This is a genomic window from Marinobacter arenosus (assembly GCF_019264345.1).
GTDB classification, from domain to species: domain Bacteria; phylum Pseudomonadota; class Gammaproteobacteria; order Pseudomonadales; family Oleiphilaceae; genus Marinobacter; species Marinobacter arenosus.
The window spans coordinates 21,992-43,301 of record NZ_JAHVAO010000004.1; the positions used below are offsets into that span (position 1 = coordinate 21,992).

The window sequence follows — 21,310 nt, forward strand, 5'->3', positions numbered from 1 at the left end:
TCATCTTGACTGTCCGGGGGCGCAGGCTTACACTTGCGTCCCTTAAATTTTACCCCCTCTACTGGGGGTAAGTTTCATTGATATGGTTTTTTGGAGTTTGCTTACATGGCAACGATTAATCAGTTGGTGCGTAAGCCTCGTAAGCGCAAGGTAGCCAAGAGCGATGTTCCTGCTCTCCAGGCCTGCCCTCAGCGCCGTGGTGTGTGCACTCGTGTGTACACCACAACGCCGAAGAAGCCGAACTCAGCACTGCGTAAAGTGTGCCGTGTTCGTCTGACCAACGGCTACGAGGTTTCGTCTTACATTGGTGGTGAAGGTCACAACCTTCAGGAGCACAGTGTTGTGCTTATCCGTGGCGGTCGTGTAAAGGACCTTCCGGGTGTGCGCTATCACACTGTTCGCGGAACGCTGGACACCCAGGGTGTGCAGAACCGTAAGCAGGGCCGATCCAAGTACGGTGCAAAACGACCCAAGTCCTGATGTCCCGAGCGGGTGTCTTTTATCGTTGCTTGTTAGAACGGTAAGAGTAAGGCTGAGTAGCAATATGCTATCTCAGGGGTTCCTGAAGACCTTTTAGATATATAAGGGCTTATCGATGCCTAGAAGAAGAGTTGCAGCAAAACGGGAAATTATCCCGGATCCTAAGTTCGGCAGTGCACGCCTTGCCAAGTTCATCAACCACGTGATGGAAAGTGGCAAGAAGTCTGTTGCAGAGCGCATTGTTTATGGCGCGCTCGATATCGTCGCCGAAAAATCCAAGGAAGAGCCGATCGACATGTTCGAGAAGGCCCTGGAAAACATCCAGCCGATGGTAGAAGTAAAGTCCCGTCGTGTGGGTGGTGCTACGTACCAGGTGCCGGTAGAAGTGCGGCCTTCCCGTCAAAATGCGCTGGCCATGCGCTGGCTCGTAGAATTTTCACGGAAGCGTGGTGAGAAGTCGATGGCGCAGCGTCTTGCTGGTGAGATCCTGGACGCCGCTGACAGCAAGGGCTCCGCTGTTAAGAAGCGCGAAGACGTTCATCGCATGGCAGAAGCCAACAAGGCCTTCTCTCACTTCCGTTTCTAATCAGCCGAGGTTAATACAGTGGCACGCAAGACTCCTATCAAGCGTTACAGAAACATTGGTATTTGTGCGCACGTTGATGCGGGCAAAACCACAACCACCGAGCGGGTCCTGTTCTACACAGGTATCTCCCACAAGATCGGTGAAGTTCATGATGGTGCGGCTACCATGGACTGGATGGAGCAGGAGCAGGAGCGTGGTATCACCATTACCTCTGCTGCAACTACCTGTTTCTGGCAGGGCATGGACAAGCAGTATCCGGAGCACCGGATCAACATCATCGACACCCCGGGGCACGTTGACTTTACCATTGAGGTAGAGCGTTCACTGCGTGTGCTGGATGGTGCCGTTGTTGTGTTCTGTGGTTCTTCCGGTGTTGAGCCGCAATCCGAGACTGTTTGGCGTCAGGCCAACAAATACGAAGTCCCCCGCATGGTGTTCGTCAACAAGATGGACCGTGCTGGCGCGAACTTCCTGCGAGTGGTTGACCAGATCAAAAATCGTCTGGGTGCCACCTGCGTTCCCATTCAGCTGCCGATTGGCGCTGAGGATGACTTCGCCGGCATTGTGGACCTGATCCGCAACAAGGCGATCTATTGGAACGAGGATGACGCAGGTGCGACCTACGAGCAGCGTGATGTTCCTGCCGAGATGGTGGACGAAGTTGCGATGTATCGTGAGCAGATGGTCGAGGCGGCTGCCGAGGCCAATGAAGAGCTGATGGAGCGTTACCTGGAAGAGGGTGACCTGAGCATCGAGGACATCAAGAAAGGTCTGCGTATGCGCACGCTGGCTAACGAGATTGTTCTCGCGACCTGCGGCTCCGCGTTCAAGAATAAGGGTGTTCAGGCGGTTCTGGACTCCGTTATTGAGTTCCTGCCTGCGCCGGACGAAGTCAAGGCGATTCGCGGTGAGGTTGATGACGAAGGTACCGAAGAGACTCGTCAGGCAGATGACGATGCGCCCTTCGCGGCCCTGGCGTTCAAGATTGCGACCGATCCATTTGTTGGTACCTTGACTTTCTTCCGCGTTTACTCCGGTAAGCTCGAGTCGGGTAGCTCGGTCTTTAACTCTGTTAAGGGTAAGAAAGAGCGGGTCGGCCGGATGGTTCAGATGCACTCCAAAGATCGTCAAGAGATCAAGGAAGTGTTGGCAGGTGATATCGCTGCGGCTATCGGCCTGAAGAGTGTGACCACCGGTGACACCCTGTGTGACGAGAACCACAAGATTGTTCTGGAGCGCATGGAGTTCCCAGAGCCGGTTATCTCTGTTGCGGTAGAGCCGAAGTCCAAGGCGGATCAGGAAAAGATGGGTATTGCCCTGGGCAAACTGGCCCAGGAAGATCCGTCTTTCCGTGTCCGGACCGATGAAGAGTCCGGTCAGACCATCATCTCCGGTATGGGTGAGCTTCACCTGGACATCATCGTTGACCGTATGCGTCGCGAGTTCAAGGTTGAAGCGAACATTGGTAAGCCGCAGGTTGCATACCGCGAGCGGATCCGCAAGCCGGTAGATGTCGAAGGTAAGTTTGTTCGCCAGTCAGGTGGTCGTGGTCAGTATGGTCACGTCAAGATCAAGCTTGAGCCGCTGCCTCTGGACGATGAAGATGGCGAGAACTTCATCTTTGTAAACGAGATCGTTGGTGGTGTGGTTCCGAAGGAATACATTCCGGCGGTCCAGCAGGGTATTGAAGAGCAGATGCAGAACGGCTGTCTGGCCGGTTATCCGCTGCTGCGCATCAAGGCCACGCTGTACGATGGCTCTTACCATGATGTGGACTCCAACGAAATGGCGTTCAAGATCGCTGGCTCTATGGCAATGAAAAAGGGTGCTCTCGAAGCTGACCCTGCACTGCTTGAGCCGATCATGAAGGTCGAGGTTGTGAGCCCCGAGGATTACATGGGTGACGTCGTTGGTGACCTGAACCGCCGTCGTGGCGTCATTCAGGGCATGGATGAGTCGCCGGCCGGTAAGATCATTCGTGCCGAAGTTCCGTTGTCGGAGATGTTCGGTTACGCCACCGACCTGCGTTCTGCAACACAGGGCCGGGCGTCTTATGCGATGGAGTTTGCGGGTTACTCCGAGGCTCCTTCGAACATTGCCGAAGCGATCATTAAACAGGGTTGATCCCCAGGACTTAAGAAACAGGAAGAGGTGTAACCGTGTCTAAAGAAAAATTTGACCGTAGTAAACCGCATTTGAACGTAGGCACCATTGGTCACGTTGACCATGGTAAGACCACTCTGACCGCCGCCCTGACTCGTGTGTGTCACGAAGTGTGGGGAACTGGTTCTGCCAGTGCATTCGATCAGATCGATAACGCACCGGAAGAGAAGGCGCGTGGTATTACTATCGCGACTTCCCACGTTGAGTACGATTCCCCGAATCGTCACTACGCCCACGTAGATTGCCCGGGCCACGCTGACTATGTGAAGAACATGATCACTGGTGCGGCGCAGATGGACGGCGCGATCCTGGTTTGTTCCGCAGCTGACGGCCCCATGCCGCAGACTCGTGAGCACATCCTGCTGTCCCGTCAGGTTGGCGTACCCTACATTGTCGTGTTCCTGAACAAGGCCGACATGGTGGACGACGAAGAGCTGCTCGAGCTGGTTGAGATGGAAGTTCGTGACCTGCTGAGCCAGTACGACTTCCCGGGCGACGACACCCCGATCATTACCGGTTCTGCGCTGATGGCGCTGGACGGTAAGGACGACAACGAGATGGGTACTACCGCTGTTAAGAAGCTGGTAGAGGCCCTGGACGACTACATCCCTGAGCCGGAGCGTGCGATCGATCAGCCGTTCCTGATGCCGATCGAGGACGTATTCTCCATCTCTGGTCGTGGTACCGTTGTGACCGGTCGTGTTGAGCGTGGCATCATCAAGGTTGGTGACGAAGTGGAGATCGTTGGTATCAAGGATACCGTGAAGACCACTTGTACCGGTGTTGAGATGTTCCGCAAGCTGCTGGACGAAGGCCGTGCTGGTGAGAACGTTGGTGTTCTGCTGCGTGGTACCAAGCGTGACGACGTTGAGCGTGGTCAGGTTCTGGCGGTTCCGGGCTCCATCACTCCGCACACCAAGTTCGAGTGCGAAGTGTACGTATTGAGCAAAGAAGAAGGCGGTCGTCATACTCCGTTCTTCAAGGGCTACCGCCCGCAGTTCTACTTCCGTACCACCGACGTAACCGGTTCCTGTGAACTGCCGGAAGGTGTGGAAATGGTTATGCCGGGTGACAACGTGAAGATGAACGTTACCCTGATCGCTCCGATCGCCATGGAAGATGGTCTGCGCTTCGCGATTCGCGAAGGTGGCCGTACCGTTGGTGCCGGCGTGGTTGCCAAGATCATCGAGTAATTTGCTCGTTTGATCAGGAAAAAGGGGCTGAATGTTCAGCCCCTTTTTCTGTTTCAGTCGCAAAGCTTGTGCCCGACCCGGTCTAACAGGATGACTGTTGACAGGGTTGGGTATTATGCATACAATGCGGCTCCTTTTTTTGAAGGTCGGCTAACTAGTAGCTGCTACGAGTGGAGTTTGGTGCATCATGCAAAGCCAAAAAATTCGAATCCGGTTGAAGGCGTTTGATTATCGCCTGATCGACCAGTCCACGCAGGAGATCGTCGATACCGCGAAGCGGACCGGCGCTCAGGTGCGTGGGCCTATCCCTCTGCCGACGCGGAAGGAAAAGTACACCATTCTGATTTCTCCGCACGTCAACAAAGACGCGCGCGATCAGTATGAAATTCGTACGCATAAGCGTTTGCTCGACATCGTTGAGCCGACGGAAAAGACAGTAGATGCTCTGATGAAGTTGGACCTGGCTGCAGGTGTGGACGTTCAGATCAGCCTCGGCTAATACCGCCCGGTATTAGTCTGTGTAACTGTCATAAGGCCATAGAGGGTGAGAGCCCCGTACACTTAAGAGGTGAAACATGGCAATTGGTGTTGTCGGTCGTAAGGCCGGAATGACCCGTATTTTTACGGAAGATGGGCAGGCGCTGCCCGTAACGGTAATCGAGGTTGAGCCCAACCGGATTACCCAGCTTAAGACTCTTGAAAGCGATGGCTACCGTGCCGTTCAGGTGACTGTAGGTACTCGTCGTTCCTCCCGTGTAACCAAGAGTGAAGCAGGTCACTTTGCCAAGGCGGGCGTTGAAGCCGGTCGTGGCATGTGGGAATTCCGTCTGGCTGACGGCGAAGGTGAAGAGCTTGCAGCTGGCGGCGAGATTACTGCTTCCATCTTTGAAGATGGCCAGGTCGTTGACGCCGTTGGTCAGTCCAAAGGTAAGGGTTTTCAGGGCGGCGTGAAGCGTTGGAACTTCTCCATGCAGGACGCTACCCACGGTAACTCCCTCTCTCACCGTGCTCCGGGCTCCATTGGTCAGAACCAGACTCCGGGTAAGGTATTCAAGGGCAAGAAGATGGCGGGCCAGATGGGTAACGCGCGGGTCACCGTGCAGAACCTGAAAATCGTCCGTGTCGACGCCGAGCGCAACCTGCTGCTGGTGAGTGGTGCCGTACCTGGCGCAACTGGCGGCGATGTTGTCATCAAGCCTGCAGTTAAAGCCTGAGGAGCGGTGCGATGGAATTGACTATTACAGGTAGCGGCAAAGGAATCTCTGTTTCCGACGCCGCATTCGCCAAAGATTTTAACGAGTCGCTGGTTCACCAGGTGGTCACTGCTTATATGGCAGCCGGTCGTCAGGGTACCAAGGCTCAGAAGACGCGTTCCGAAGTCAGCGGTGGCGGTAAGAAGCCCTGGCGTCAGAAGGGTACCGGTCGTGCCCGTGCGGGTACCATTCGTAGCCCGATCTGGCGTTCTGGTGGCGTTACCTTTGCAGCCAAGCCTCGCGGGTTTGAGCAAAAGGTAAACCGCAAAATGTACCGCGCAGCGATGCGCTCCATTTTTTCCGAGCTGGTTCGCCAAGAGCGTCTCGTGGTTGTCGATGACATGAATGTCGATAGCCCGAAGACCAAGGCGTTCAACGCGAAGCTTAAGGATATCGGTGTGAGCAACGCACTGATTCTGTCAGACAGCGTTGAGCAGAACCTGCATCTGGCGTCCCGCAACATTCCGCACGTTGATGTGCGCGATATTGCTGGCCTGGACCCGGTTAGCCTGGTTGCCTACGAGAAGGTTGTGGTGACTGTGCCCGCTCTGAAGAAGATCGAGGAGATGCTGGGATGAATCAGGAACGCATTTACAAGGTCCTGCTTGGGCCGCACGTATCTGAAAAAGCATCTCTGGTGGCCGAGCATGGCCAGGTTGTTTTCCGGGTTGCCCCGGATGCCACCAAGCCGGAGATCAAGAAAGCCGTTGAGCAACTGTTCAACGTCACCGTAGAAGGTGTTCAGGTTCTGAACCGTAAGGGTAAGCTCAAGCGCACTATCCGCGGGTTCGGCAAGCGTAATGACATTCGTAAGGCTTACGTAAAGCTGGCAGAAGGTCAGGACATCGATTTTCTGGATGTGGAATAAGGTAAAGGGGTCGTAATATGCCGATCGTCAAAACCAAACCAACATCTGCCGGACGCCGTCACGTTGTAAAGCTTTACAACCCGGATCTGCACACTGGGCGCCCCTACGAGCCGTTGGTAGAAAGAAAGAACAAGACGGGTGGTCGTAATAATGCAGGCCGCATTACTACTCGTCACACTGGTGGTGGTCATAAGAAGCACTACCGCGTCATTGATTTCAAGCGGACCAAAGATGGTATCCCGGCGGTCATTGAGCGCCTGGAATACGATCCTAACCGCTCTGCGCACATTGCGCTGGTGAAGTATGCCGATGGTGAGCGTCGTTACATTATCGCTCCCAAAGGTATGCAGATCGGCGATCCTGTGCGCTCCGGTATCGACGCGCCGATTAAAGTGGGCAGCACGCTGCCGCTCCGGAATATTCCGGTCGGTTCCGTGATCCACTGCGTCGAACTCAAGCCTGGCAAAGGTGCTCAGCTGGCTCGCTCCGCGGGCGCATCCGTACAGCTGGTAGCGCGTGAAGGTGCATATGCCACCATCCGCCTGCGCTCAGGTGAAATGCGTAAGGTGCTTGTAGATTGCCGTGCAACGCTGGGTGAAGTATCCAACAGCGAGCACAGCCTCAAGCAGCTTGGTAAAGCGGGTGCATCACGTTGGCGCGGCAAACGGCCAACAGTACGTGGTGTTGCTATGAACCCAGTTGACCACCCGCATGGTGGTGGTGAAGGGCGTACCTCTGGCGGACGTCACCCGGTTACTCCGTGGGGTGTTCCGACCAAAGGGCATAAGACTCGTAAGAACAAGCGTACTGACAGAATGATAGTACGTCGTCGTTCGGCCAAGTAAACGACTACATAGAGGTAATTGCTGTGCCACGTTCTTTGAAGAAAGGTCCTTTTATAGACCTGCATCTGTTGAAGAAGGTCGAGGCAGCTCTGGAAACTAACGACAAGCGACCGATCAAAACCTGGTCCCGCCGGTCAACAGTTTTCCCAGAGATGGTAGGCCTGACCATTGCAGTCCACAACGGCAAGCAGCACGTGCCGGTTTATGTCACCGAAGATATGGTTGGACATAAGCTGGGTGAGTTCGCGGCAACGCGTACTTATCGTGGTCATGCGGCCGACAAGAAAGCTAAACGCTGATTGTGAGGTAATAGAAATGGAAGTAGCAGCCAAGTACAAGGGCGCTAACCTCTCAGCTCAGAAAGCACGTCTTGTCGCTGACCAAGTACGCGGCAAGGCTGTTGAGGATGCCCTGAACATTCTGACTTTTAGCCCAAAAAAGGCGGCGGTAGTACTCAAGAAAGCTCTTGAATCTGCCATCGCCAACGCTGAGCACAACGAAGGTCTGGACGTTGACGAACTGCGGGTTTCCACCGTGATGGTGGATGAGGGTCCGACGCTCAAGCGAATCAAAGCTCGAGCCAAGGGGCGCGCTGACCGGATTTTCAAGCGCACCTGCCATATCACCGTCAAGGTCGCCGACAAGTAGGAGATGCTCAGATGGGTCATAAAGTAAATCCAACCGGCATTCGCCTGGGTGTGATCAAAGAGCACAACTCAGTCTGGTATGCCGACAAGAAAGAGTACTCACAAAACCTGTTGAACGACATTCAGGTTCGTGAGTTTCTTGACAAGCGTCTGGTGAAGGCGTCTGTCAGCAAGATTGTGATCGAGCGCCCTGCTCAGAACGCCCGTATCACGATCCATACTGCCCGTCCCGGTATTGTTATCGGTAAGAAGGGTGAAGATGTTGATCGTCTGCGTCGCGAAGTCAGCGACATGATGGGTGTGCCTGTGCACATCAACATCGAAGAAGTCCGCAAGCCGGACCTGGATGCCCGCCTGGTAGCGCAGAACGTTGCCGGACAGCTGGAGCGTCGTGTGATGTTCCGTCGTGCCATGAAGCGCGCGGTTCAGAACGCCATGCGTCAAGGCGCCAAGGGTATCAAGATCCAGGTAGGCGGTCGTCTCGGGGGTGCTGAAATTGCGCGTTCCGAGTGGTATCGCGAAGGTCGTGTACCTCTGCACACGCTGCGTGCAGATATTGATTACGCAACCTACGAAGCGCATACCACTTACGGCGTAATCGGCGTCAAGGTATGGATCTTCAAAGGTGAGATTCTTGGTGGTATGGAGCAGGTCCGTGCTGACAAGAAAGCCTCTGGGAAGAAAGGTTCTAAGTAAAGGGGCACTCTTATGCTGCAACCAAAACGCACCAAATTCCGCAAGGTAATGAAAGGCCGTAACACCGGTCTTGCTCACCGCGCCAACAAGGTGAGCTTCGGTGAATACGGATTGAAGGCGACCAGCCGTGGGCGTATAACTGCGCGCCAGATTGAGGCAGCGCGTCGTACCATGACTCGCCGCATCAAGCGGGGCGGAAAGATCTGGATTCGGGTGTTCCCGGACAAGCCGATCACTGGTAAGCCGCTTGAAGTACGAATGGGTAAAGGTAAAGGTTCTGTCGAGTATTGGGTGGCTGAGATTCAGCCAGGCCGCATGCTCTATGAGATGGAAGGTGTTTCCGAGGATATCGCTCGTGATGCCTTCACGCTCGCCGCGGCCAAACTGCCGGTACAGACCACCTTTGTAACGAGGACGGTGATGTGATGAAAGCAACAGAGCTGCGTGATAAGTCAGTCGAGGAGCTGAACAAAGAGCTGATCGACCTCCTGAAGGAGCAGTTCAACCTGCGCATGCGTAAGGCGACAGGTCAGCTGAATCAGTCTCACCTTCTCGGCAAGGTGAAGCGCGACATCGCTCGCGTGAAAACAGTATTGAACGAAAAGGCAGGACAGTGACATGACCGAAGCTACCCAAACTGCCAGAACTCTGAGCGGCAAGGTCGTGAGCAACAAGATGGAGAAATCCATCGTCGTTCTGGTCGAGCGTCAGGTGAAGCATCCTCTGTACGGTAAGTACATGAAGCGCTCTACCAAGATCCATGCTCACGATGAGAGCAATCAGTGCAACGTCGGTGACACTGTGACCATCCAGGAAACCCGTCCGGTCTCAAAGACCAAGAGCTGGGCCCTGGTGGAAGTGACCGAACGTGCATCCAAGGTGTAATTCGCCCGGAGAACAACCATGATTCAGACTCAAACAATGCTTGAAGTCGCGGATAACAGCGGTGCGCGTCAGGTGATGTGCATCAAGGTCCTGGGCGGTTCACATCGGCGTTATGCCAGCGTAGGGGATATCATCAAGGTGACCGTCAAGGAAGCCATCCCCCGCGGTAAAGTGAAGAAAGGCCAGGTCCTGAAAGCTGTCGTGGTACGCACCCGCAAGGGTGTTCGCCGTCCCGACGGTTCGCTGATCCGTTTCGACGGAAATGCGGCAGTACTTCTGAACAATCAGGACGCTCCTATTGGTACCCGTATCTTCGGACCGGTTACCCGTGAACTGCGTAATGAGAAGTTCATGAAAATTATCTCACTGGCACCCGAAGTACTTTAAAGGACCAGAGGCCGGTTATGAAAAAGATCAAACGAGATGACGAAGTAATCGTCACCACGGGGAAAGATAAAGGCAAACGTGGTAAAGTCCTGAAGGTTCAGGACGATGGCCGTGTGGTTGTTTCTGGGATCAACATGATCAAGAAGCACACCAAGCCGAACCCGATGCTGGGCACCCCAGGTGGCATCGTCGAAAAAGAAGCACCTATCCAGGCTTCCAACGTGGCTATTTTTAATCCGCAGACCGGCAAAGCCGATCGTGTTGGCTTCCAGATCAAGGAAGACGGCGCGAAAGTGCGGATCTTCAAGTCCACGAACGAAGCTGTCGATAACCAGTAAGCGGTGGTGGTTACGATGCTTAACATGAAAGAGCAGTACAGTAAGGAAGTGGTACCCGCCCTGCAGAAAGAGTTCGGCTACAAGAACGTTATGCAGGTGCCGCGTATCGAAAAGATCACCCTTAACATGGGTGTCGGCGAAGCGGTTGGTGACAAGAAGCTGATTGAGAATGCCGTGGCGGATCTCGAGCGCCTGGCAGGTCAAAAAGTGGTTGTCACCAAGGCACGTAAATCCGTTGCGGGTTTCAAAATCCGTGAAGGTTGGCCGATCGGCTGCAAAGTTACCCTGCGCGGTGAGCGCATGTGGGACTTCTTTGATCGCCTGGTTCACATTGCGGTTCCCCGCATTCGTGACTTCCGCGGTCTGAATCCCAAGTCCTTCGACGGACGCGGTAACTACAGCATGGGCGTGCGTGAGCAGATCATTTTCCCTGAGATCGAGTACGACAAAGTCGACAAGATCCGTGGTCTGGACATCACCATTACCACCACTGCCGGTACCGACGATGAAGGCCGTGAACTGCTGAAAGCGTTCGGCTTTCCGTTCAAGCGATAAAGGAACGAGTGTAATGGCTAAGGTTTCCATGAAGAACCGCGAGCTCAAGCGCGAAAAGACCGTTGCGAAGTTTGCAGCGAAGCGTGCAGAGCTCAAGGCGATTATCAAGAACCCTAATACCAGCGATGATGACCGTTGGGATGCTCAGATGAAGCTTCAGCAGCTTCCTCGTGATGCAAGCCCGTCGCGTCTTCGTAATCGTTGCCAGGTGACTGGTCGTCCCCACGGCGTACTGCGCAAGTTCGAGCTTTCACGGATCAAACTCCGTGAATACGGCATGCGCGGCGATGTCCCGGGCCTGACCAAGGCAAGCTGGTAAGATAGGCACCCTGACTTCGGTCGGGTGCCTGTTGGTAAGCGGTGCGGCAAGCCGCTGCACAACTAAAAAGATCAGGAGCCTCATACCAATGAGTATGCAAGACACGCTTGCGGATATGTTTACCCGTATCCGTAATGCACAGATGGCGTCTAAGACAGATGTTACGATGCCGTCTTCAAAAATGAAGATCTCCGTGGCCCAGGTCCTCAAGGACGAAGGTTACGTAGAGGAATTTTCCGTTTCAGCCGACGCGAAGCCCGAGCTGACGATTACTCTGAAGTATTTCGGTGGCAAGCCGGTTATTGAAGAGATCAAGCGGGTCAGCCGTCCGAGTCTGCGCCAGTACAAAGGCGCTGGGGAACTGCCGAAAGTATCCGGTGGTCTGGGAGTCGCGATTGTCTCAACGTCCAAGGGCGTTATGACAGACCGCGCCGCACGAGCTGCTGGCGTGGGTGGCGAAGTCATCTGCACCGTATTCTAGGAGATACACATGTCCAGGGTTGCCAATAATCCTGTCGTGCTGCCTTCCGGTGTTGAGGTTAAGCTGAACGGACAGGAAATTAGTGTGAAGGGTTCCAAGGGAGCGCTTCAATTCACCATTCACCAGGCGGTCGAAGTAAAGCAGGAAGAAAACGTTCTGCGCTTCGTGGCTCGCGATGGTGCTACAAAGTCCCGCGCTCTTGCTGGTACTACTCGTGCATTGGTCAACAATATGGTGACCGGTGTATCCACAGGCTTTGAGCGTAAGCTCCAGCTGACGGGCGTAGGTTATCGTGCCCAGGCGCAAGGTAAGAAGCTCAATCTGACACTGGGGTTCTCTCACCCGGTTGAATATGAGCTGCCCGAGGGGATTACCGCAGAAACTCCGTCCAATACGGAAGTTGTGATTCGCGGTATCGACAAGCAACAGGTTGGCCAGGTCGCTGCTGATGTCCGCGCGTTCCGTCCGCCCGAGCCTTACAAGGGCAAGGGTGTTCGTTATGCGGATGAGCAGGTCAGACGCAAAGAAGCCAAGAAGAAATAAGGCGGGACTATGAGCGCGAATAACGAAAGATTGCGTCGCGCACGCAAAGTGCGCATGAAGATCCGTGAACTGGGTACCAATCGTCTGTGTGTTCATCGCACACCGCGTCATATGTACGCCCAGGTCACGACTGCAGATGGCAGCAAGGTTATTGCCACTGCCTCCACGTTGGATAAGGAACTGCGCCAGGGTGCAACCGGTAACGTGGACGCTGCCAAGAAGGTCGGTCAGCTGATTGCTGAGCGCGCCAAGGCGGCAGGAGTTGAGCAGGTTGCTTTTGACCGCTCCGGTTACCGTTATCACGGGCGCATTCAGGCTCTGGCCGACGCAGCCCGTGAAGCTGGCTTGCAATTCTAAGAGGTGGAGAAGATGAGCGTTAACGAACAGAAGGCGCCTGAGCTCCAGGAGAAGCTGGTTCAGGTCAATCGTGTCGCCAAGGTTGTAAAAGGTGGCCGTATTTTCGCCTTCACCGCACTGACCGTGGTGGGTGATGGTAAAGGTCGCGTTGGTTTTGGCCGTGGTAAGGCGCGTGAAGTGCCGGTCGCCATTCAGAAGGCTATGGAAGCTGCGCGCAAGAACATGGTCGACGTACCGCTGGACGGCACCACGCTTCAGTATCCGGTGAAGGCTCAGCATGGCGGCTCCAAGGTCTACATGCAGCCGGCTTCCGAAGGTACGGGCATCATCGCCGGTGGCGCGATGCGCGCCGTCCTGGAGGTGGCAGGTGTTCAGAACGTACTGTCCAAGTGTTACGGGTCTACCAACCCGGTGAACGTGGTACGTTCCACCATCAAGGGTCTCCAGGCAACACAAGCGCCTGAAGATATTGCAGCCAAGCGCGGTAAGACCGTGGAAGAGATTCTGGGTTGAAGTCATGGCGAACGCAAAAACGATCAAAGTAACTCTGACCCGCAGCCCCATCGGCTGTCAGCCCAAGCACAAGTTGTGCGTCAAGGGCCTGGGTCTTCGTAAAATCGGTCATACCGTGGAAGTGGAGGACACTCCCTCCATTCGCGGCATGATCAACCGGGTGGATTACCTGGTTCGGGTTGAGGAGAACTAAGATGCGTCTGAACGAACTTAGTCCGGAACCCGGTTCACGCCAAGCTCCGAAGCGGGTTGGTCGTGGTATCGGTAGCGGTCTCGGCAAAACCGGCGGTCGCGGTCACAAGGGTCTGAAAGCTCGCTCTGGCGGCAGTGTTGCTCCCGGTTTCGAGGGTGGTCAGCAGCCTCTGGCTCGTCGTCTGCCGAAGTTTGGTTTCACCTCTCGCCAGCAGCGTTACGTTGCTGAAATTCGCCTGAACGAACTGGCGAAGGTTGAAGGCGATGTGGTTGATCTCGAAGCTCTGAAAAAGGCTGACATTGTTCGCGAAGAAATTCGCGAAGCCAAGGTTATCCTGTCCGGCGAACTGAGCCGTGCGGTAACCGTCAAGGGCCTTCGGGTAACCAAAGGCGCACGCGAGGCAATTGCCGCCGCGGGTGGTAAAGTCGAAGACTAAGGCGAGTCGAGGACTAAATGGCCAAGACAGCATCATTGCCTGCGGGCGCGGGTAAAGGACTGGCAGAGCTGCGATCGCGGCTCTGGTTTGTCTTCCTGGCATTGTTGGTGTACCGCATTGGTGCCCATATTCCGGTGCCGGGGATTAACCCCGACCGTCTGGCGGCACTGTTTGAGCAGAATCAGGGCACGATCCTGAGCATGTTCAACATGTTTTCCGGTGGTGCGCTTGAGCGCATGAGCATCTTCGCTCTCGGTATCATGCCGTACATCTCGGCTTCGATTATCATGCAGCTCATGACTGCGGTCAGTCCGCAGCTTGAGCAGCTGAAGAAAGAAGGCGAGGCTGGTCGTCGAAAGATTAGCCAGTATACGCGGTATGGTACGGTTATCCTCGCCCTGGTTCAGGGCGCTGGTATTTCCGTCGGTTTGGCATCGCAGGGCGTTACCTTCAACGACAGCTTCAGCTTCCACTTCGTGGCAGTTGTTTCGTTCGTTAGTGGTGCCGTCTTTATGATGTGGCTGGGTGAGCAGATCACCGAGCGTGGCGTTGGAAACGGTATCTCTCTGCTGATTTTCGCAGGTATCGTAGCCGGCTTGCCGGGCGCGATCGGGCAAACCCTTGAGCAGGCCAGAAACGGTGAAATGAGCCTTCTGGTTGTGCTGGGTATTGGTGTGTTGGCGGTTGCAGTAATTGGCTTCGTGGTCTTCATGGAGCGGGGTCAGCGTCGTCTGACCATCAATTACGCCAAGCGCCAGCAGGGCCGCCGTGTGTTCGCACAGCAGTCCAGTCATCTGCCTCTGAAGGTCAACATGGCCGGGGTTATTCCGCCGATTTTTGCCTCATCCATTCTGTTGTTCCCGGCGTCGATCGGGCAGTGGTTTGGTCAGGGTGAGGGGATGGAATGGCTCAGCGACGTGTCCCAGGCATTGGCGCCCAGTCAGCCTCTGTACATTATCCTGTTTGCAGCAGCAGTTGTGTTTTTCTGCTTCTTCTACACAGCGCTGATGTACAACCCGAAGGAAGTTGCGGATAACCTCAAGCGCTCTGGAGCGTTTATTCCGGGCATCCGTCCGGGCGATCAGACGGCCAAGTACATCGACGGCGTTCTGACTCGTCTGACGCTGTTCGGTGCAATGTACATTGCAGCAGTGTCCCTGTTCCCTCAGTTTCTGATGGTGGCCGGGAATGTTCCGTTCTATCTGGGCGGCACCTCACTGCTGATTGTGGTAGTCGTGGTGATGGATTTCATGGCGCAGGTACAGTCGCACCTGATGTCCCATCAGTATGAATCGCTGATGAAGAAGTCCAATCTCAAGGGCTATGGTCGGAACGGTTAAGCCGTTCCCCTTGAAAACTGGAGTCGACAATGAAAGTACGCGCTTCGGTAAAGAAAATTTGCCGTAACTGCAAAGTAATTCGTCGCAATGGCTCAGTACGAGTCATTTGCTCGGAGCCTCGCCACAAGCAGCGCCAGGGCTAATCCTTCGGGACCAGTTCTGATTGCGTAAAAGGGGTTCGGAATGATGGCGCTTGACTCTGGTAGGAGTCAGGCGCTATTATTTCGCGCCCTTTTTGTGGCGGAAAATTCACACAGCAAAGCTTTGAACGCGGAGTAATTTGGATGGCACGTATAGCCGGTGTCAATATACCCGATAACAAACATGCTGTTATCTCGCTGACCTACATCTTTGGTGTTGGCAAGACAACAGCCCAGAAGCTTTGCGATGCAACCGGCGTTAAGCCGGACGTCAAGGTCAAAGACCTGAGCGACGAGCAGCTTGAGTCACTTCGTACCGAAGTGGGCAAGGTGTCTGTCGAAGGCGATCTGCGTCGTGAAGTACAGATGAACATCAAGCGTTTGAAGGATCTCGGATGTCACCGTGGTCTGCGTCATCGTCATGGCCTTCCGGTCCGTGGCCAGCGCACCAAGACCAACGCCCGCACCCGTAAAGGTCCTCGCAAACCTATTCGTAAGTAACAGGTAGGCAAACATGGCAAAGCCAGGTACACGTACCCGTAAAAAGGTGAAAAAGACGGTTGTTGATGGCGTCGCGCACATTCACGCGTCCTTCAACAACACTATCGTGACCATTTCTGACCGTCAGGGCAACGTCCTGTCCTGGGCTACCTCTGGTGGTTCCGGTTTTCGTGGGTCACGCAAGAGTACACCTTTTGCTGCGCAGGTAGCAGCTGAAAGAGCCGGTAACGCGGCTGCTGAATACGGCCTTAAAAACCTGGACGTAGAGGTTAAGGGTCCTGGGCCCGGACGTGAATCTGCAGTTCGTGCGCTGAATGCGTGCGGCTACAAGATCACCAACATCACAGATGTGACGCCGATTCCCCATAACGGCTGTCGTCCGCCCAAAAAGCGCCGCGTCTAACACAGGAGACAGTGAATTATGGCTCGTTATATAGGCCCGAAGTGCAAGCTGTCTCGTCGTGAAGGGACAGATCTTTTTCTGAAGAGCGGTGTTCGCGCGCTCGATTCCAAGTGCAACATCGAGACTCCGCCGGGTATGCACGGCGCGCGTCGCGGTCGTCTGTCCGAGTACGGCGTACAGCTTCGTGAAAAACAGAAAGTTCGTCGTATCTACGGCGTGCTGGAGAAGCAATTCCGTAATTACTACAAAGAGGCTGCCCGAATCAAAGGCGCAACGGGTGAAAACCTGCTGCAGCTTCTGGAAGGCCGTCTTGATAACGTTGTATACCGCATGGGCTTCGGTTCCACCCGTGCAGAATCCCGTCAGCTCGTTTCTCACAAGGCGATCCTGGTGAATGACAAGGTAGTGAACATTGCGTCCTACCAGGTCAAGCCCGGTGATGTTGTGAGCGTGCGCGAGAAGGCCAAGAACCAGCTCCGTGTTAAAGGCGCGCTGGATCTGTCTGCAAGCCGTGCACCGGTGAGCTGGGTAGAGGTCGACGCCAACAAGATGTCCGGCGTTTACAAGTCAGTGCCTGAGCGTACTGAACTGCCGGCCGACATCAACGAGAACCTCATCGTCGAGCTTTACTCCAAGTAAAGCCCAGTTAGCAACGATAGCAGATAGGGGCGTCTATGCAGCGTTCAGTACATGAGTTATTGACACCTCGTACCATTGACGTGAAGGAATCGAGCGCCACGCGTGCCAAGGTAACACTTGAACCTCTGGAAAGAGGCTTCGGGCATACACTCGGCAGTGCACTGCGCCGTATTCTTTTGTCTTCGATGCCGGGCTGCGCTGTGACTGAAGCGCAGATCGACGGCGTCTTGCACGAGTACAGCGCCATCGAGGGTGTCCAGGAAGACGTTATTGAGATTCTCCTGAATCTCAAGGGCGTCGCCGTGAAAATGAACGGTCGGGACGATGCCGAGCTCACGCTCAGCAAGAAAGGCCCGGGCGTTGTCACAGCCGGTGATATCAAGCTCGACCATGATGTTGAGATTGCCAACCCGGAGCACGTGATCTGTCACCTGAGCGAAAATGGTGAAGTGAACATGCGTCTCCGTGTTAATCGCGGTCGCGGCTATGAGCCGGCCGATCAGCGAGGTCTCGACGAGGACGAAACTCGCGCCATCGGACGCCTGCAGCTGGATGCAACTTTCAGCCCGGTTCGTCGCGTGGCTTACGCCGTGGAAAGTGCACGGGTTGAGCAGCGGACCGATCTGGACAAGCTGGTTATTGACCTGGAAACGAATGGCACCATCGATCCGGAAGAAGCAATTCGCCGGGCGGCCACCATTCTCCAGCAGCAACTGGCGGTATTTGTTGATTTCGATCACGAGAAAGAGCCTGAGCGCGTAGAGGAAGAGGAAGAAATTGATCCGATTCTGCTGCGTCCGGTTGATGATCTGGAATTGACAGTGCGTTCAGCTAACTGCTTGAAGGCTGAAAACATTTACTACATCGGCGATCTGATCCAGCGCACAGAAGTTGAGCTGCTGAAGACGCCTAACCTTGGTAAAAAGTCGCTGACCGAGATCAAAGACGTGCTTGCGTCCCGTGGTCTGTCACTGGGCATGCGTCTTGATAACTGGCCGCCGGCTAGCCTTCGTGGCGATGACCGGGTTTTGGGCGGTTAATCGCCGATTAGTTTAAGGTAAGGAATCAGAGCAATGCGTCATCGTAAGAGTGGTCGTAAGTTCAGCAGGACCAGTGCGCATCGCAAGGCCATGTTCCGTAACATGACTGCGTCACTGGTTGAACACGAGCTGATCAAAACAACGCTGCCGAAAGCCAAAGAGCTTCGTCGGGTAGCCGAGCCTTTGATCACGCTCTCCAAGAATGATTCGGTCGCGAATCGTCGTCTGGCGTTTTCACGCCTGCGTGACGATGCCGCGGTTGCCAAGCTGTTTGATGAGCTTGGTCCCCGCTACAGCGAGCGTCCGGGTGGTTACCTTCGTATCCTGAAGTGCGGTTTCCGTGCCGGTGACAATGCCCCCATGGCATTTGTCGAGCTGGTCGGTCGCCCGCTGGATATCGAAGCGGAAGAGGTGGACGAAGACGAAGAGTAAGTTCTTCGGACAAGTCCAAAAAAACCGGGTCCCGAAAGGTACCCGGTTTTTTTGTGTCTCGGCTACAGCCGTGATGGCCCAAGCCGAGGCGCTTTGGAGTTACGCGCCTTTGGCCTTTTTCAGCATGGGCTTCAAATACCTTCCGGTGTGGGAAGCGGGGTTTTCGGCGACGTCCTCCGGGGTTCCCTCGGCAATGATCTGACCGCCACCTGAGCCGCCTTCCGGGCCGAGGTCCACAATCCAGTCTGCGGTCTTGATGACATCCAGATTGTGTTCAATGACCACGATGGTGTTGCCGTGGTCCCGCAGGCGCTCAAGGACGTTCAGCAATTGCTGAATATCGTAGAAATGCAGCCCCGTGGTCGGTTCGTCGAGGATGTACAGGGTTTTGCCGGTGTCGCGCTTCGACAGTTCCTTGGCGAGTTTTACCCGCTGGGCTTCACCACCCGACAGGGTCACTGCACTCTGTCCCAGGCGGATGTAGGAGAGTCCGACGTCCATCAGGGTCTGTAGCTTCCGGGCCAGGAACGGCACGGCGTCAAAGAACTCTCGGCCCTCTTCGACGGTCATTTCCAGGACCTCGTGGATATTTTTGCCTTTATAGCGGACTTCCAGCGTTTCCCGGTTGTAGCGCTTGGCTTTGCAGACGTCGCAGGGCACGTACACATCTGGCAGGAAGTGCATTTCCACTTTGATGACGCCGTCGCCCTGGCAGGCCTCGCAGCGGCCGCCTTTCACGTTGAAGGAGAAGCGGCCGGGCTTGTAGCCCCGCGACCGGGCTTCCTGGGTGCCGGCAAACAGTTCCCGAATGGGCGTGAAAAGTCCTGTATAGGTCGCCGGGTTCGAGCGAGGTGTCCGACCAATTGGGCTCTGATCAATGTCGATCACCTTGTCCAGATGATCCAGGCCTTTCAGGCTCTTGTAAGGAGCGTGACTGAGGCTGGTGGCTTTGTTCAGTTTTGCAGCCGACACCGGGTAGAGCGTACTGTTGATCAGGGTCGACTTGCCTGAGCCAGAGACCCCGGTGACGCAGGTCATAATGCCCAGCGGCAGGTTGAGGGTGACGTCCTGAAGGTTGTTGCCCGTCGCTCCAGTGAGGGTGAGTGTTTTGCCCGTTCCGGGGTTTCGCCGGCTGGGTACGGCAATCTCACGAGTGCCGTTAAGGTATTGCCCGGTAAGTGAATCGGGGTTGTCCAGAATGTCCTGGGGAGTTCCCTGGGCAATGATCTGTCCGCCATGGATGCCGGCGCCTGGGCCAATATCGATCACATGGTCGGCCGCCCGGATGGCATCTTCATCGTGCTCCACGACAATGACAGTATTGCCGAGGTCCCGCAGGTGGGTGAGGGTCGCGAGCAGGCGATCGTTGTCGCGCTGATGCAGGCCAATGGACGGTTCATCCAGTATGTACATGACGCCCACCAGGCCGGCACCAATCTGGCTGGCCAGTCGGATACGCTGGGCCTCGCCACCGGAGAGCGTGTCGGCGCTCCGTTCCAACGTCAGGTATTCGAGTCCGACGTTCACCAGAAACTGGAGCCGTTGGCGGACCTCCTTCAGAATTTTCTCCGCGATTTCGCCCTTGCGGCCCGGCAGGGTCAGGTGCTCGAAGTAATCGTGGGCATCGCCTACCGGGAGGCGGGTCACCTCGGGAAGGTTTCGGTTTTCGATAAATACGTGTCGTGCACTGCGGCGCAGGCGAGAACCGTGACAGTCCTTGCACGGTTGGGTACTGAGGTTTCTGGCCAGCTCCTCCCGCATACTCTGGGAGTCGGTCTCCCGGTACCGGCGTTCAAGATTAGGGAGGATGCCCTCGAAGGGGTGGGCCTTTTCCATGATGTGGCCGCGCGAGTTCACGTAACGGAAGGGAATGTCCTCCTTGCCGGACCCGTGCAGGAGCACATTCTGGAAGTCCTCGGGGAGATCAGCCCACGGTGTCTCCAGGTCCATGCCGTAGTGGTCGGCGACACTGCCGAGCATCTGGAAGTAGTAAACCGCTCTGCGATCCCAGCCCTTGATCGCCCCAGCGGCCAATGTGGCCTCGGGGTGCTGGATGATTTTCTCCGGATCGAAGAACTGTTTGACGCCGAGGCCGTCGCACGTAGGGCAGGCGCCGGCAGGGTTGTTGAAGGAAAAGATCCGCGGCTCCAGTTCGCTGAGCGCATACCCGCACAGGTTGCACGCGTAGCGGGCCGAGAAAGTCTGGTCTTCACCGTCACCGCTCATGGGTGCTACCAGTGCAATGCCATCGGCAAGCTCGAGCGTGGTTTCGAAACTCTCCGCCAACCGCTGCTCCAGCCCGGGCTTGACCTTGAACCGGTCCACGACGACATCAATCTGGTGCTTGCGCTTCTTGTCCAACTCAGGAATGTCGTCAATGTCATAGACGGTGCCGTCGACCCGAAGCCGGATGAAACCCTGGCTTTTCATGGTTTCGATAATTTGTTGGTGCTCGCCCTTGCGGTCCCGGATGACTGGGGCAAGTATCATCAGCTTGCTGTCCTCTGGCATGGCAAGAACCTGATCGACCATCTGGCTGATGGTCTGAGCTTCGAGCGGCTGGTCGTGATCGGGGCAGCGCGGCTCGCCGGCGCGGGCGAACAGCAAGCGCAGGTAATCGTATATTTCGGTGATGGTGCCGACGGTCGAGCGGGGGTTGTGCGAGGTGGATTTCTGTTCGATGGAAATGGCTGGAGAAAGACCTTCGATGTGATCGACGTCGGGCTTTTCCATCATCGACAGGAACTGCCGGGCATAGGTAGACAGGGATTCCACATAGCGGCGCTGACCCTCGGCGTAGAGTGTGTCGAACGCCAGGGACGACTTCCCTGAGCCGGACAGTCCGGTCACCACGATCAGCTTGTCCCGAGGCATATCCAGGTCGAAATTCTTCAGGTTGTGGGTACGCGCCCCTTTGATCTGGATATGGTCCATAACACCTCGCTCAAATAAAAACGAAAATTATACCGCGTTCGAACGCCTGCGGCGAAAATGCCGGTTGTTCCGGCTCATCGGACACTGTGCCGCGATGGCGCCCCTTCTGTTACAATGCGCGGCCCGCGAAGGCTATGTGCCTT

At 55.5% G+C, this 21,310-nt stretch carries 33 protein-coding genes; 32 read left to right on the forward strand and 1 reads right to left on the reverse strand.

Annotation, left to right across the window (positions count from 1 at the left end; all coding sequences use genetic code 11):
• Positions 1–105: 105 nt before the first annotated feature.
• The 32 genes from rpsL (at position 106) to rplQ (ending at position 18,233) form a co-directional block, all read left to right on the forward strand.
• Positions 106–480: a 30S ribosomal protein S12 gene (gene rpsL, locus KXD86_RS17420; protein WP_008174844.1), complete on the forward strand. Its 375-nt coding sequence runs from the start codon at positions 106–108 to the stop codon at positions 478–480.
• Positions 481–595: 115 nt separating this feature from the next.
• Entirely contained in the window at positions 596–1,066 is a 471-nt protein-coding gene (gene rpsG, locus KXD86_RS17425) for a 30S ribosomal protein S7 (RefSeq protein ID WP_099619739.1), read from the forward strand.
• A gap of 18 nt (positions 1,067–1,084) precedes the next feature.
• Positions 1,085–3,190: an elongation factor G gene (gene fusA, locus KXD86_RS17430; RefSeq protein WP_218637430.1), complete on the forward strand. Its 2,106-nt coding sequence runs from the start codon at positions 1,085–1,087 to the stop codon at positions 3,188–3,190.
• A gap of 35 nt (positions 3,191–3,225) precedes the next feature.
• Entirely contained in the window at positions 3,226–4,422 is a 1,197-nt protein-coding gene (gene tuf / locus KXD86_RS17435) for an elongation factor Tu (protein ID WP_218637421.1), read from the forward strand.
• A gap of 187 nt (positions 4,423–4,609) precedes the next feature.
• Positions 4,610–4,921 (forward strand): 30S ribosomal protein S10, encoded by a 312-nt coding sequence (rpsJ, locus tag KXD86_RS17440; RefSeq protein ID WP_077529290.1) that lies wholly within the window; start codon positions 4,610–4,612, stop codon positions 4,919–4,921.
• Positions 4,922–4,997: 76 nt separating this feature from the next.
• The gene (gene rplC / locus KXD86_RS17445) at positions 4,998–5,636 is read left to right on the forward strand and encodes a 50S ribosomal protein L3 (protein ID WP_218637431.1); all 639 of its coding nucleotides are present in this window, start codon (positions 4,998–5,000) and stop codon (positions 5,634–5,636) included.
• An 11-nt stretch (positions 5,637–5,647) separates the two neighbouring features.
• Positions 5,648–6,253, forward strand: a complete 606-nt coding sequence (rplD, locus tag KXD86_RS17450; RefSeq protein ID WP_218637432.1) for a 50S ribosomal protein L4 — start codon at positions 5,648–5,650, stop codon at positions 6,251–6,253.
• Positions 6,250–6,543: a 50S ribosomal protein L23 gene (rplW, locus tag KXD86_RS17455; protein ID WP_041341428.1), complete on the forward strand. Its 294-nt coding sequence runs from the start codon at positions 6,250–6,252 to the stop codon at positions 6,541–6,543. Before rplD ends, rplW begins: the two co-directional genes overlap by 4 nt.
• 17 nt (positions 6,544–6,560) lie before the next feature.
• Entirely contained in the window at positions 6,561–7,388 is an 828-nt protein-coding gene (gene rplB, locus KXD86_RS17460) for a 50S ribosomal protein L2 (protein ID WP_218637433.1), read from the forward strand.
• Positions 7,389–7,411: 23 nt separating this feature from the next.
• Entirely contained in the window at positions 7,412–7,687 is a 276-nt protein-coding gene (rpsS, locus tag KXD86_RS17465) for a 30S ribosomal protein S19 (protein WP_218637434.1), read from the forward strand.
• 16 nt (positions 7,688–7,703) lie between these two features.
• Positions 7,704–8,036, forward strand: a complete 333-nt coding sequence (gene rplV / locus KXD86_RS17470) for a 50S ribosomal protein L22 (protein ID WP_041341430.1) — start codon at positions 7,704–7,706, stop codon at positions 8,034–8,036.
• 11 nt (positions 8,037–8,047) lie between these two features.
• On the forward strand, positions 8,048–8,731 hold the full coding sequence (rpsC, locus tag KXD86_RS17475; RefSeq protein WP_041341433.1) for a 30S ribosomal protein S3: 684 nt from the start codon (positions 8,048–8,050) through the stop codon (positions 8,729–8,731).
• 12 nt (positions 8,732–8,743) lie between these two features.
• Positions 8,744–9,157 carry a 50S ribosomal protein L16 gene (gene rplP / locus KXD86_RS17480; RefSeq protein WP_218637435.1) on the forward strand — a complete coding sequence of 138 codons (414 nt, stop codon included), beginning with the start codon at positions 8,744–8,746 and terminating at the stop codon, positions 9,155–9,157.
• The gene (rpmC, locus tag KXD86_RS17485) at positions 9,157–9,348 is read left to right on the forward strand and encodes a 50S ribosomal protein L29 (RefSeq protein WP_183705397.1); all 192 of its coding nucleotides are present in this window, start codon (positions 9,157–9,159) and stop codon (positions 9,346–9,348) included. Before rplP ends, rpmC begins: the two co-directional genes overlap by 1 nt.
• A gap of 1 nt (position 9,349) precedes the next feature.
• Positions 9,350–9,616, forward strand: coding sequence for a 30S ribosomal protein S17 (rpsQ, locus tag KXD86_RS17490; protein ID WP_012139774.1), 267 nt, complete (start codon positions 9,350–9,352; stop codon positions 9,614–9,616).
• A gap of 18 nt (positions 9,617–9,634) precedes the next feature.
• Complete coding sequence (gene rplN / locus KXD86_RS17495) at positions 9,635–10,003, forward strand: 50S ribosomal protein L14 (protein ID WP_007154005.1); 369 nt, start codon at positions 9,635–9,637, stop codon at positions 10,001–10,003.
• 17 nt (positions 10,004–10,020) lie between these two features.
• Positions 10,021–10,341 (forward strand): 50S ribosomal protein L24, encoded by a 321-nt coding sequence (gene rplX, locus KXD86_RS17500; protein ID WP_091992192.1) that lies wholly within the window; start codon positions 10,021–10,023, stop codon positions 10,339–10,341.
• Between the two features lie 15 nt (positions 10,342–10,356).
• The gene (rplE, locus tag KXD86_RS17505) at positions 10,357–10,896 is read left to right on the forward strand and encodes a 50S ribosomal protein L5 (RefSeq protein WP_218637436.1); all 540 of its coding nucleotides are present in this window, start codon (positions 10,357–10,359) and stop codon (positions 10,894–10,896) included.
• A 13-nt stretch (positions 10,897–10,909) separates the two neighbouring features.
• The gene (gene rpsN / locus KXD86_RS17510; RefSeq protein WP_008174884.1) at positions 10,910–11,215 is read left to right on the forward strand and encodes a 30S ribosomal protein S14; all 306 of its coding nucleotides are present in this window, start codon (positions 10,910–10,912) and stop codon (positions 11,213–11,215) included.
• Positions 11,216–11,303: 88 nt separating this feature from the next.
• Entirely contained in the window at positions 11,304–11,696 is a 393-nt protein-coding gene (gene rpsH / locus KXD86_RS17515; protein ID WP_218637437.1) for a 30S ribosomal protein S8, read from the forward strand.
• A 9-nt stretch (positions 11,697–11,705) separates the two neighbouring features.
• The gene (gene rplF / locus KXD86_RS17520; protein ID WP_218637438.1) at positions 11,706–12,239 is read left to right on the forward strand and encodes a 50S ribosomal protein L6; all 534 of its coding nucleotides are present in this window, start codon (positions 11,706–11,708) and stop codon (positions 12,237–12,239) included.
• A 9-nt stretch (positions 12,240–12,248) separates the two neighbouring features.
• Positions 12,249–12,596: a 50S ribosomal protein L18 gene (gene rplR / locus KXD86_RS17525; RefSeq protein WP_218637439.1), complete on the forward strand. Its 348-nt coding sequence runs from the start codon at positions 12,249–12,251 to the stop codon at positions 12,594–12,596.
• A 12-nt stretch (positions 12,597–12,608) separates the two neighbouring features.
• Entirely contained in the window at positions 12,609–13,109 is a 501-nt protein-coding gene (gene rpsE / locus KXD86_RS17530; RefSeq protein ID WP_048497752.1) for a 30S ribosomal protein S5, read from the forward strand.
• A 4-nt stretch (positions 13,110–13,113) separates the two neighbouring features.
• Positions 13,114–13,302, forward strand: a complete 189-nt coding sequence (rpmD, locus tag KXD86_RS17535) for a 50S ribosomal protein L30 (RefSeq protein ID WP_012139786.1) — start codon at positions 13,114–13,116, stop codon at positions 13,300–13,302.
• 1 nt (position 13,303) lies between these two features.
• Entirely contained in the window at positions 13,304–13,738 is a 435-nt protein-coding gene (rplO, locus tag KXD86_RS17540) for a 50S ribosomal protein L15 (RefSeq protein WP_218637440.1), read from the forward strand.
• Between the two features lie 17 nt (positions 13,739–13,755).
• A complete protein-coding gene (gene secY, locus KXD86_RS17545; RefSeq protein WP_041341470.1) occupies positions 13,756–15,078 on the forward strand; it encodes a preprotein translocase subunit SecY in 1,323 nt (440 codons plus the stop codon).
• 29 nt (positions 15,079–15,107) lie between these two features.
• Positions 15,108–15,221: a 50S ribosomal protein L36 gene (gene rpmJ / locus KXD86_RS17550; protein WP_008174902.1), complete on the forward strand. Its 114-nt coding sequence runs from the start codon at positions 15,108–15,110 to the stop codon at positions 15,219–15,221.
• Positions 15,222–15,362: 141 nt separating this feature from the next.
• The gene (gene rpsM / locus KXD86_RS17555; protein ID WP_012139789.1) at positions 15,363–15,719 is read left to right on the forward strand and encodes a 30S ribosomal protein S13; all 357 of its coding nucleotides are present in this window, start codon (positions 15,363–15,365) and stop codon (positions 15,717–15,719) included.
• A gap of 13 nt (positions 15,720–15,732) precedes the next feature.
• Positions 15,733–16,122, forward strand: coding sequence for a 30S ribosomal protein S11 (rpsK, locus tag KXD86_RS17560; protein WP_007153992.1), 390 nt, complete (start codon positions 15,733–15,735; stop codon positions 16,120–16,122).
• Positions 16,123–16,140: 18 nt separating this feature from the next.
• Positions 16,141–16,761 (forward strand): 30S ribosomal protein S4, encoded by a 621-nt coding sequence (gene rpsD / locus KXD86_RS17565; protein ID WP_070970489.1) that lies wholly within the window; start codon positions 16,141–16,143, stop codon positions 16,759–16,761.
• Positions 16,762–16,796: 35 nt separating this feature from the next.
• A complete protein-coding gene (locus KXD86_RS17570; RefSeq protein ID WP_218637441.1) occupies positions 16,797–17,801 on the forward strand; it encodes a DNA-directed RNA polymerase subunit alpha in 1,005 nt (334 codons plus the stop codon).
• Positions 17,802–17,834: 33 nt separating this feature from the next.
• A complete protein-coding gene (gene rplQ / locus KXD86_RS17575; protein WP_091992202.1) occupies positions 17,835–18,233 on the forward strand; it encodes a 50S ribosomal protein L17 in 399 nt (132 codons plus the stop codon).
• Positions 18,234–18,332: 99 nt separating this feature from the next.
• Here rplQ and uvrA read toward each other — a convergent pair whose 3' ends face one another.
• The gene (gene uvrA / locus KXD86_RS17580) at positions 18,333–21,167 is read right to left on the reverse strand and encodes an excinuclease ABC subunit UvrA (RefSeq protein ID WP_218637442.1); all 2,835 of its coding nucleotides are present in this window, start codon (positions 21,165–21,167) and stop codon (positions 18,333–18,335) included.
• Between the last annotated feature and the right edge of the window lie 143 nt (positions 21,168–21,310).

What these genes read in the sequence shown, in the direction of transcription:
- rpsL (WP_008174844.1), top strand. Translation starts at nt 106, where the DNA reads ATGGCAACGATTAATCAGTTGGTGCGTAAGCCTCGTAAGCGCAAGGTA.
- rpsG (WP_099619739.1), top strand. Translation starts at nt 596, where the DNA reads ATGCCTAGAAGAAGAGTTGCAGCAAAACGGGAAATTATCCCGGATCCT.
- rpsJ (WP_077529290.1), top strand. Translation starts at nt 4,610, where the DNA reads ATGCAAAGCCAAAAAATTCGAATCCGGTTGAAGGCGTTTGATTATCGC.
- rplC (WP_218637431.1), top strand. Translation starts at nt 4,998, where the DNA reads ATGGCAATTGGTGTTGTCGGTCGTAAGGCCGGAATGACCCGTATTTTT.
- rplD (WP_218637432.1), top strand. Translation starts at nt 5,648, where the DNA reads ATGGAATTGACTATTACAGGTAGCGGCAAAGGAATCTCTGTTTCCGAC.
- rplW (WP_041341428.1), top strand. Translation starts at nt 6,250, where the DNA reads ATGAATCAGGAACGCATTTACAAGGTCCTGCTTGGGCCGCACGTATCT.
- rplB (WP_218637433.1), top strand. Translation starts at nt 6,561, where the DNA reads ATGCCGATCGTCAAAACCAAACCAACATCTGCCGGACGCCGTCACGTT.
- rplV (WP_041341430.1), top strand. Translation starts at nt 7,704, where the DNA reads ATGGAAGTAGCAGCCAAGTACAAGGGCGCTAACCTCTCAGCTCAGAAA.
- rpsC (WP_041341433.1), top strand. Translation starts at nt 8,048, where the DNA reads ATGGGTCATAAAGTAAATCCAACCGGCATTCGCCTGGGTGTGATCAAA.
- rplP (WP_218637435.1), top strand. Translation starts at nt 8,744, where the DNA reads ATGCTGCAACCAAAACGCACCAAATTCCGCAAGGTAATGAAAGGCCGT.
- rpmC (WP_183705397.1), top strand. Translation starts at nt 9,157, where the DNA reads ATGAAAGCAACAGAGCTGCGTGATAAGTCAGTCGAGGAGCTGAACAAA.
- rpsQ (WP_012139774.1), top strand. Translation starts at nt 9,350, where the DNA reads ATGACCGAAGCTACCCAAACTGCCAGAACTCTGAGCGGCAAGGTCGTG.
- rplN (WP_007154005.1), top strand. Translation starts at nt 9,635, where the DNA reads ATGATTCAGACTCAAACAATGCTTGAAGTCGCGGATAACAGCGGTGCG.
- rplX (WP_091992192.1), top strand. Translation starts at nt 10,021, where the DNA reads ATGAAAAAGATCAAACGAGATGACGAAGTAATCGTCACCACGGGGAAA.
- rplE (WP_218637436.1), top strand. Translation starts at nt 10,357, where the DNA reads ATGCTTAACATGAAAGAGCAGTACAGTAAGGAAGTGGTACCCGCCCTG.
- rpsN (WP_008174884.1), top strand. Translation starts at nt 10,910, where the DNA reads ATGGCTAAGGTTTCCATGAAGAACCGCGAGCTCAAGCGCGAAAAGACC.
- rpsH (WP_218637437.1), top strand. Translation starts at nt 11,304, where the DNA reads ATGAGTATGCAAGACACGCTTGCGGATATGTTTACCCGTATCCGTAAT.
- rplF (WP_218637438.1), top strand. Translation starts at nt 11,706, where the DNA reads ATGTCCAGGGTTGCCAATAATCCTGTCGTGCTGCCTTCCGGTGTTGAG.
- rplR (WP_218637439.1), top strand. Translation starts at nt 12,249, where the DNA reads ATGAGCGCGAATAACGAAAGATTGCGTCGCGCACGCAAAGTGCGCATG.
- rpsE (WP_048497752.1), top strand. Translation starts at nt 12,609, where the DNA reads ATGAGCGTTAACGAACAGAAGGCGCCTGAGCTCCAGGAGAAGCTGGTT.
- rpmD (WP_012139786.1), top strand. Translation starts at nt 13,114, where the DNA reads ATGGCGAACGCAAAAACGATCAAAGTAACTCTGACCCGCAGCCCCATC.
- rplO (WP_218637440.1), top strand. Translation starts at nt 13,304, where the DNA reads ATGCGTCTGAACGAACTTAGTCCGGAACCCGGTTCACGCCAAGCTCCG.
- secY (WP_041341470.1), top strand. Translation starts at nt 13,756, where the DNA reads ATGGCCAAGACAGCATCATTGCCTGCGGGCGCGGGTAAAGGACTGGCA.
- rpmJ (WP_008174902.1), top strand. Translation starts at nt 15,108, where the DNA reads ATGAAAGTACGCGCTTCGGTAAAGAAAATTTGCCGTAACTGCAAAGTA.
- rpsM (WP_012139789.1), top strand. Translation starts at nt 15,363, where the DNA reads ATGGCACGTATAGCCGGTGTCAATATACCCGATAACAAACATGCTGTT.
- rpsK (WP_007153992.1), top strand. Translation starts at nt 15,733, where the DNA reads ATGGCAAAGCCAGGTACACGTACCCGTAAAAAGGTGAAAAAGACGGTT.
- rpsD (WP_070970489.1), top strand. Translation starts at nt 16,141, where the DNA reads ATGGCTCGTTATATAGGCCCGAAGTGCAAGCTGTCTCGTCGTGAAGGG.
- KXD86_RS17570 (WP_218637441.1), top strand. Translation starts at nt 16,797, where the DNA reads ATGCAGCGTTCAGTACATGAGTTATTGACACCTCGTACCATTGACGTG.
- rplQ (WP_091992202.1), top strand. Translation starts at nt 17,835, where the DNA reads ATGCGTCATCGTAAGAGTGGTCGTAAGTTCAGCAGGACCAGTGCGCAT.
- uvrA (WP_218637442.1), bottom strand. Translation starts at nt 21,167, where the DNA reads ATGGACCATATCCAGATCAAAGGGGCGCGTACCCACAACCTGAAGAAT.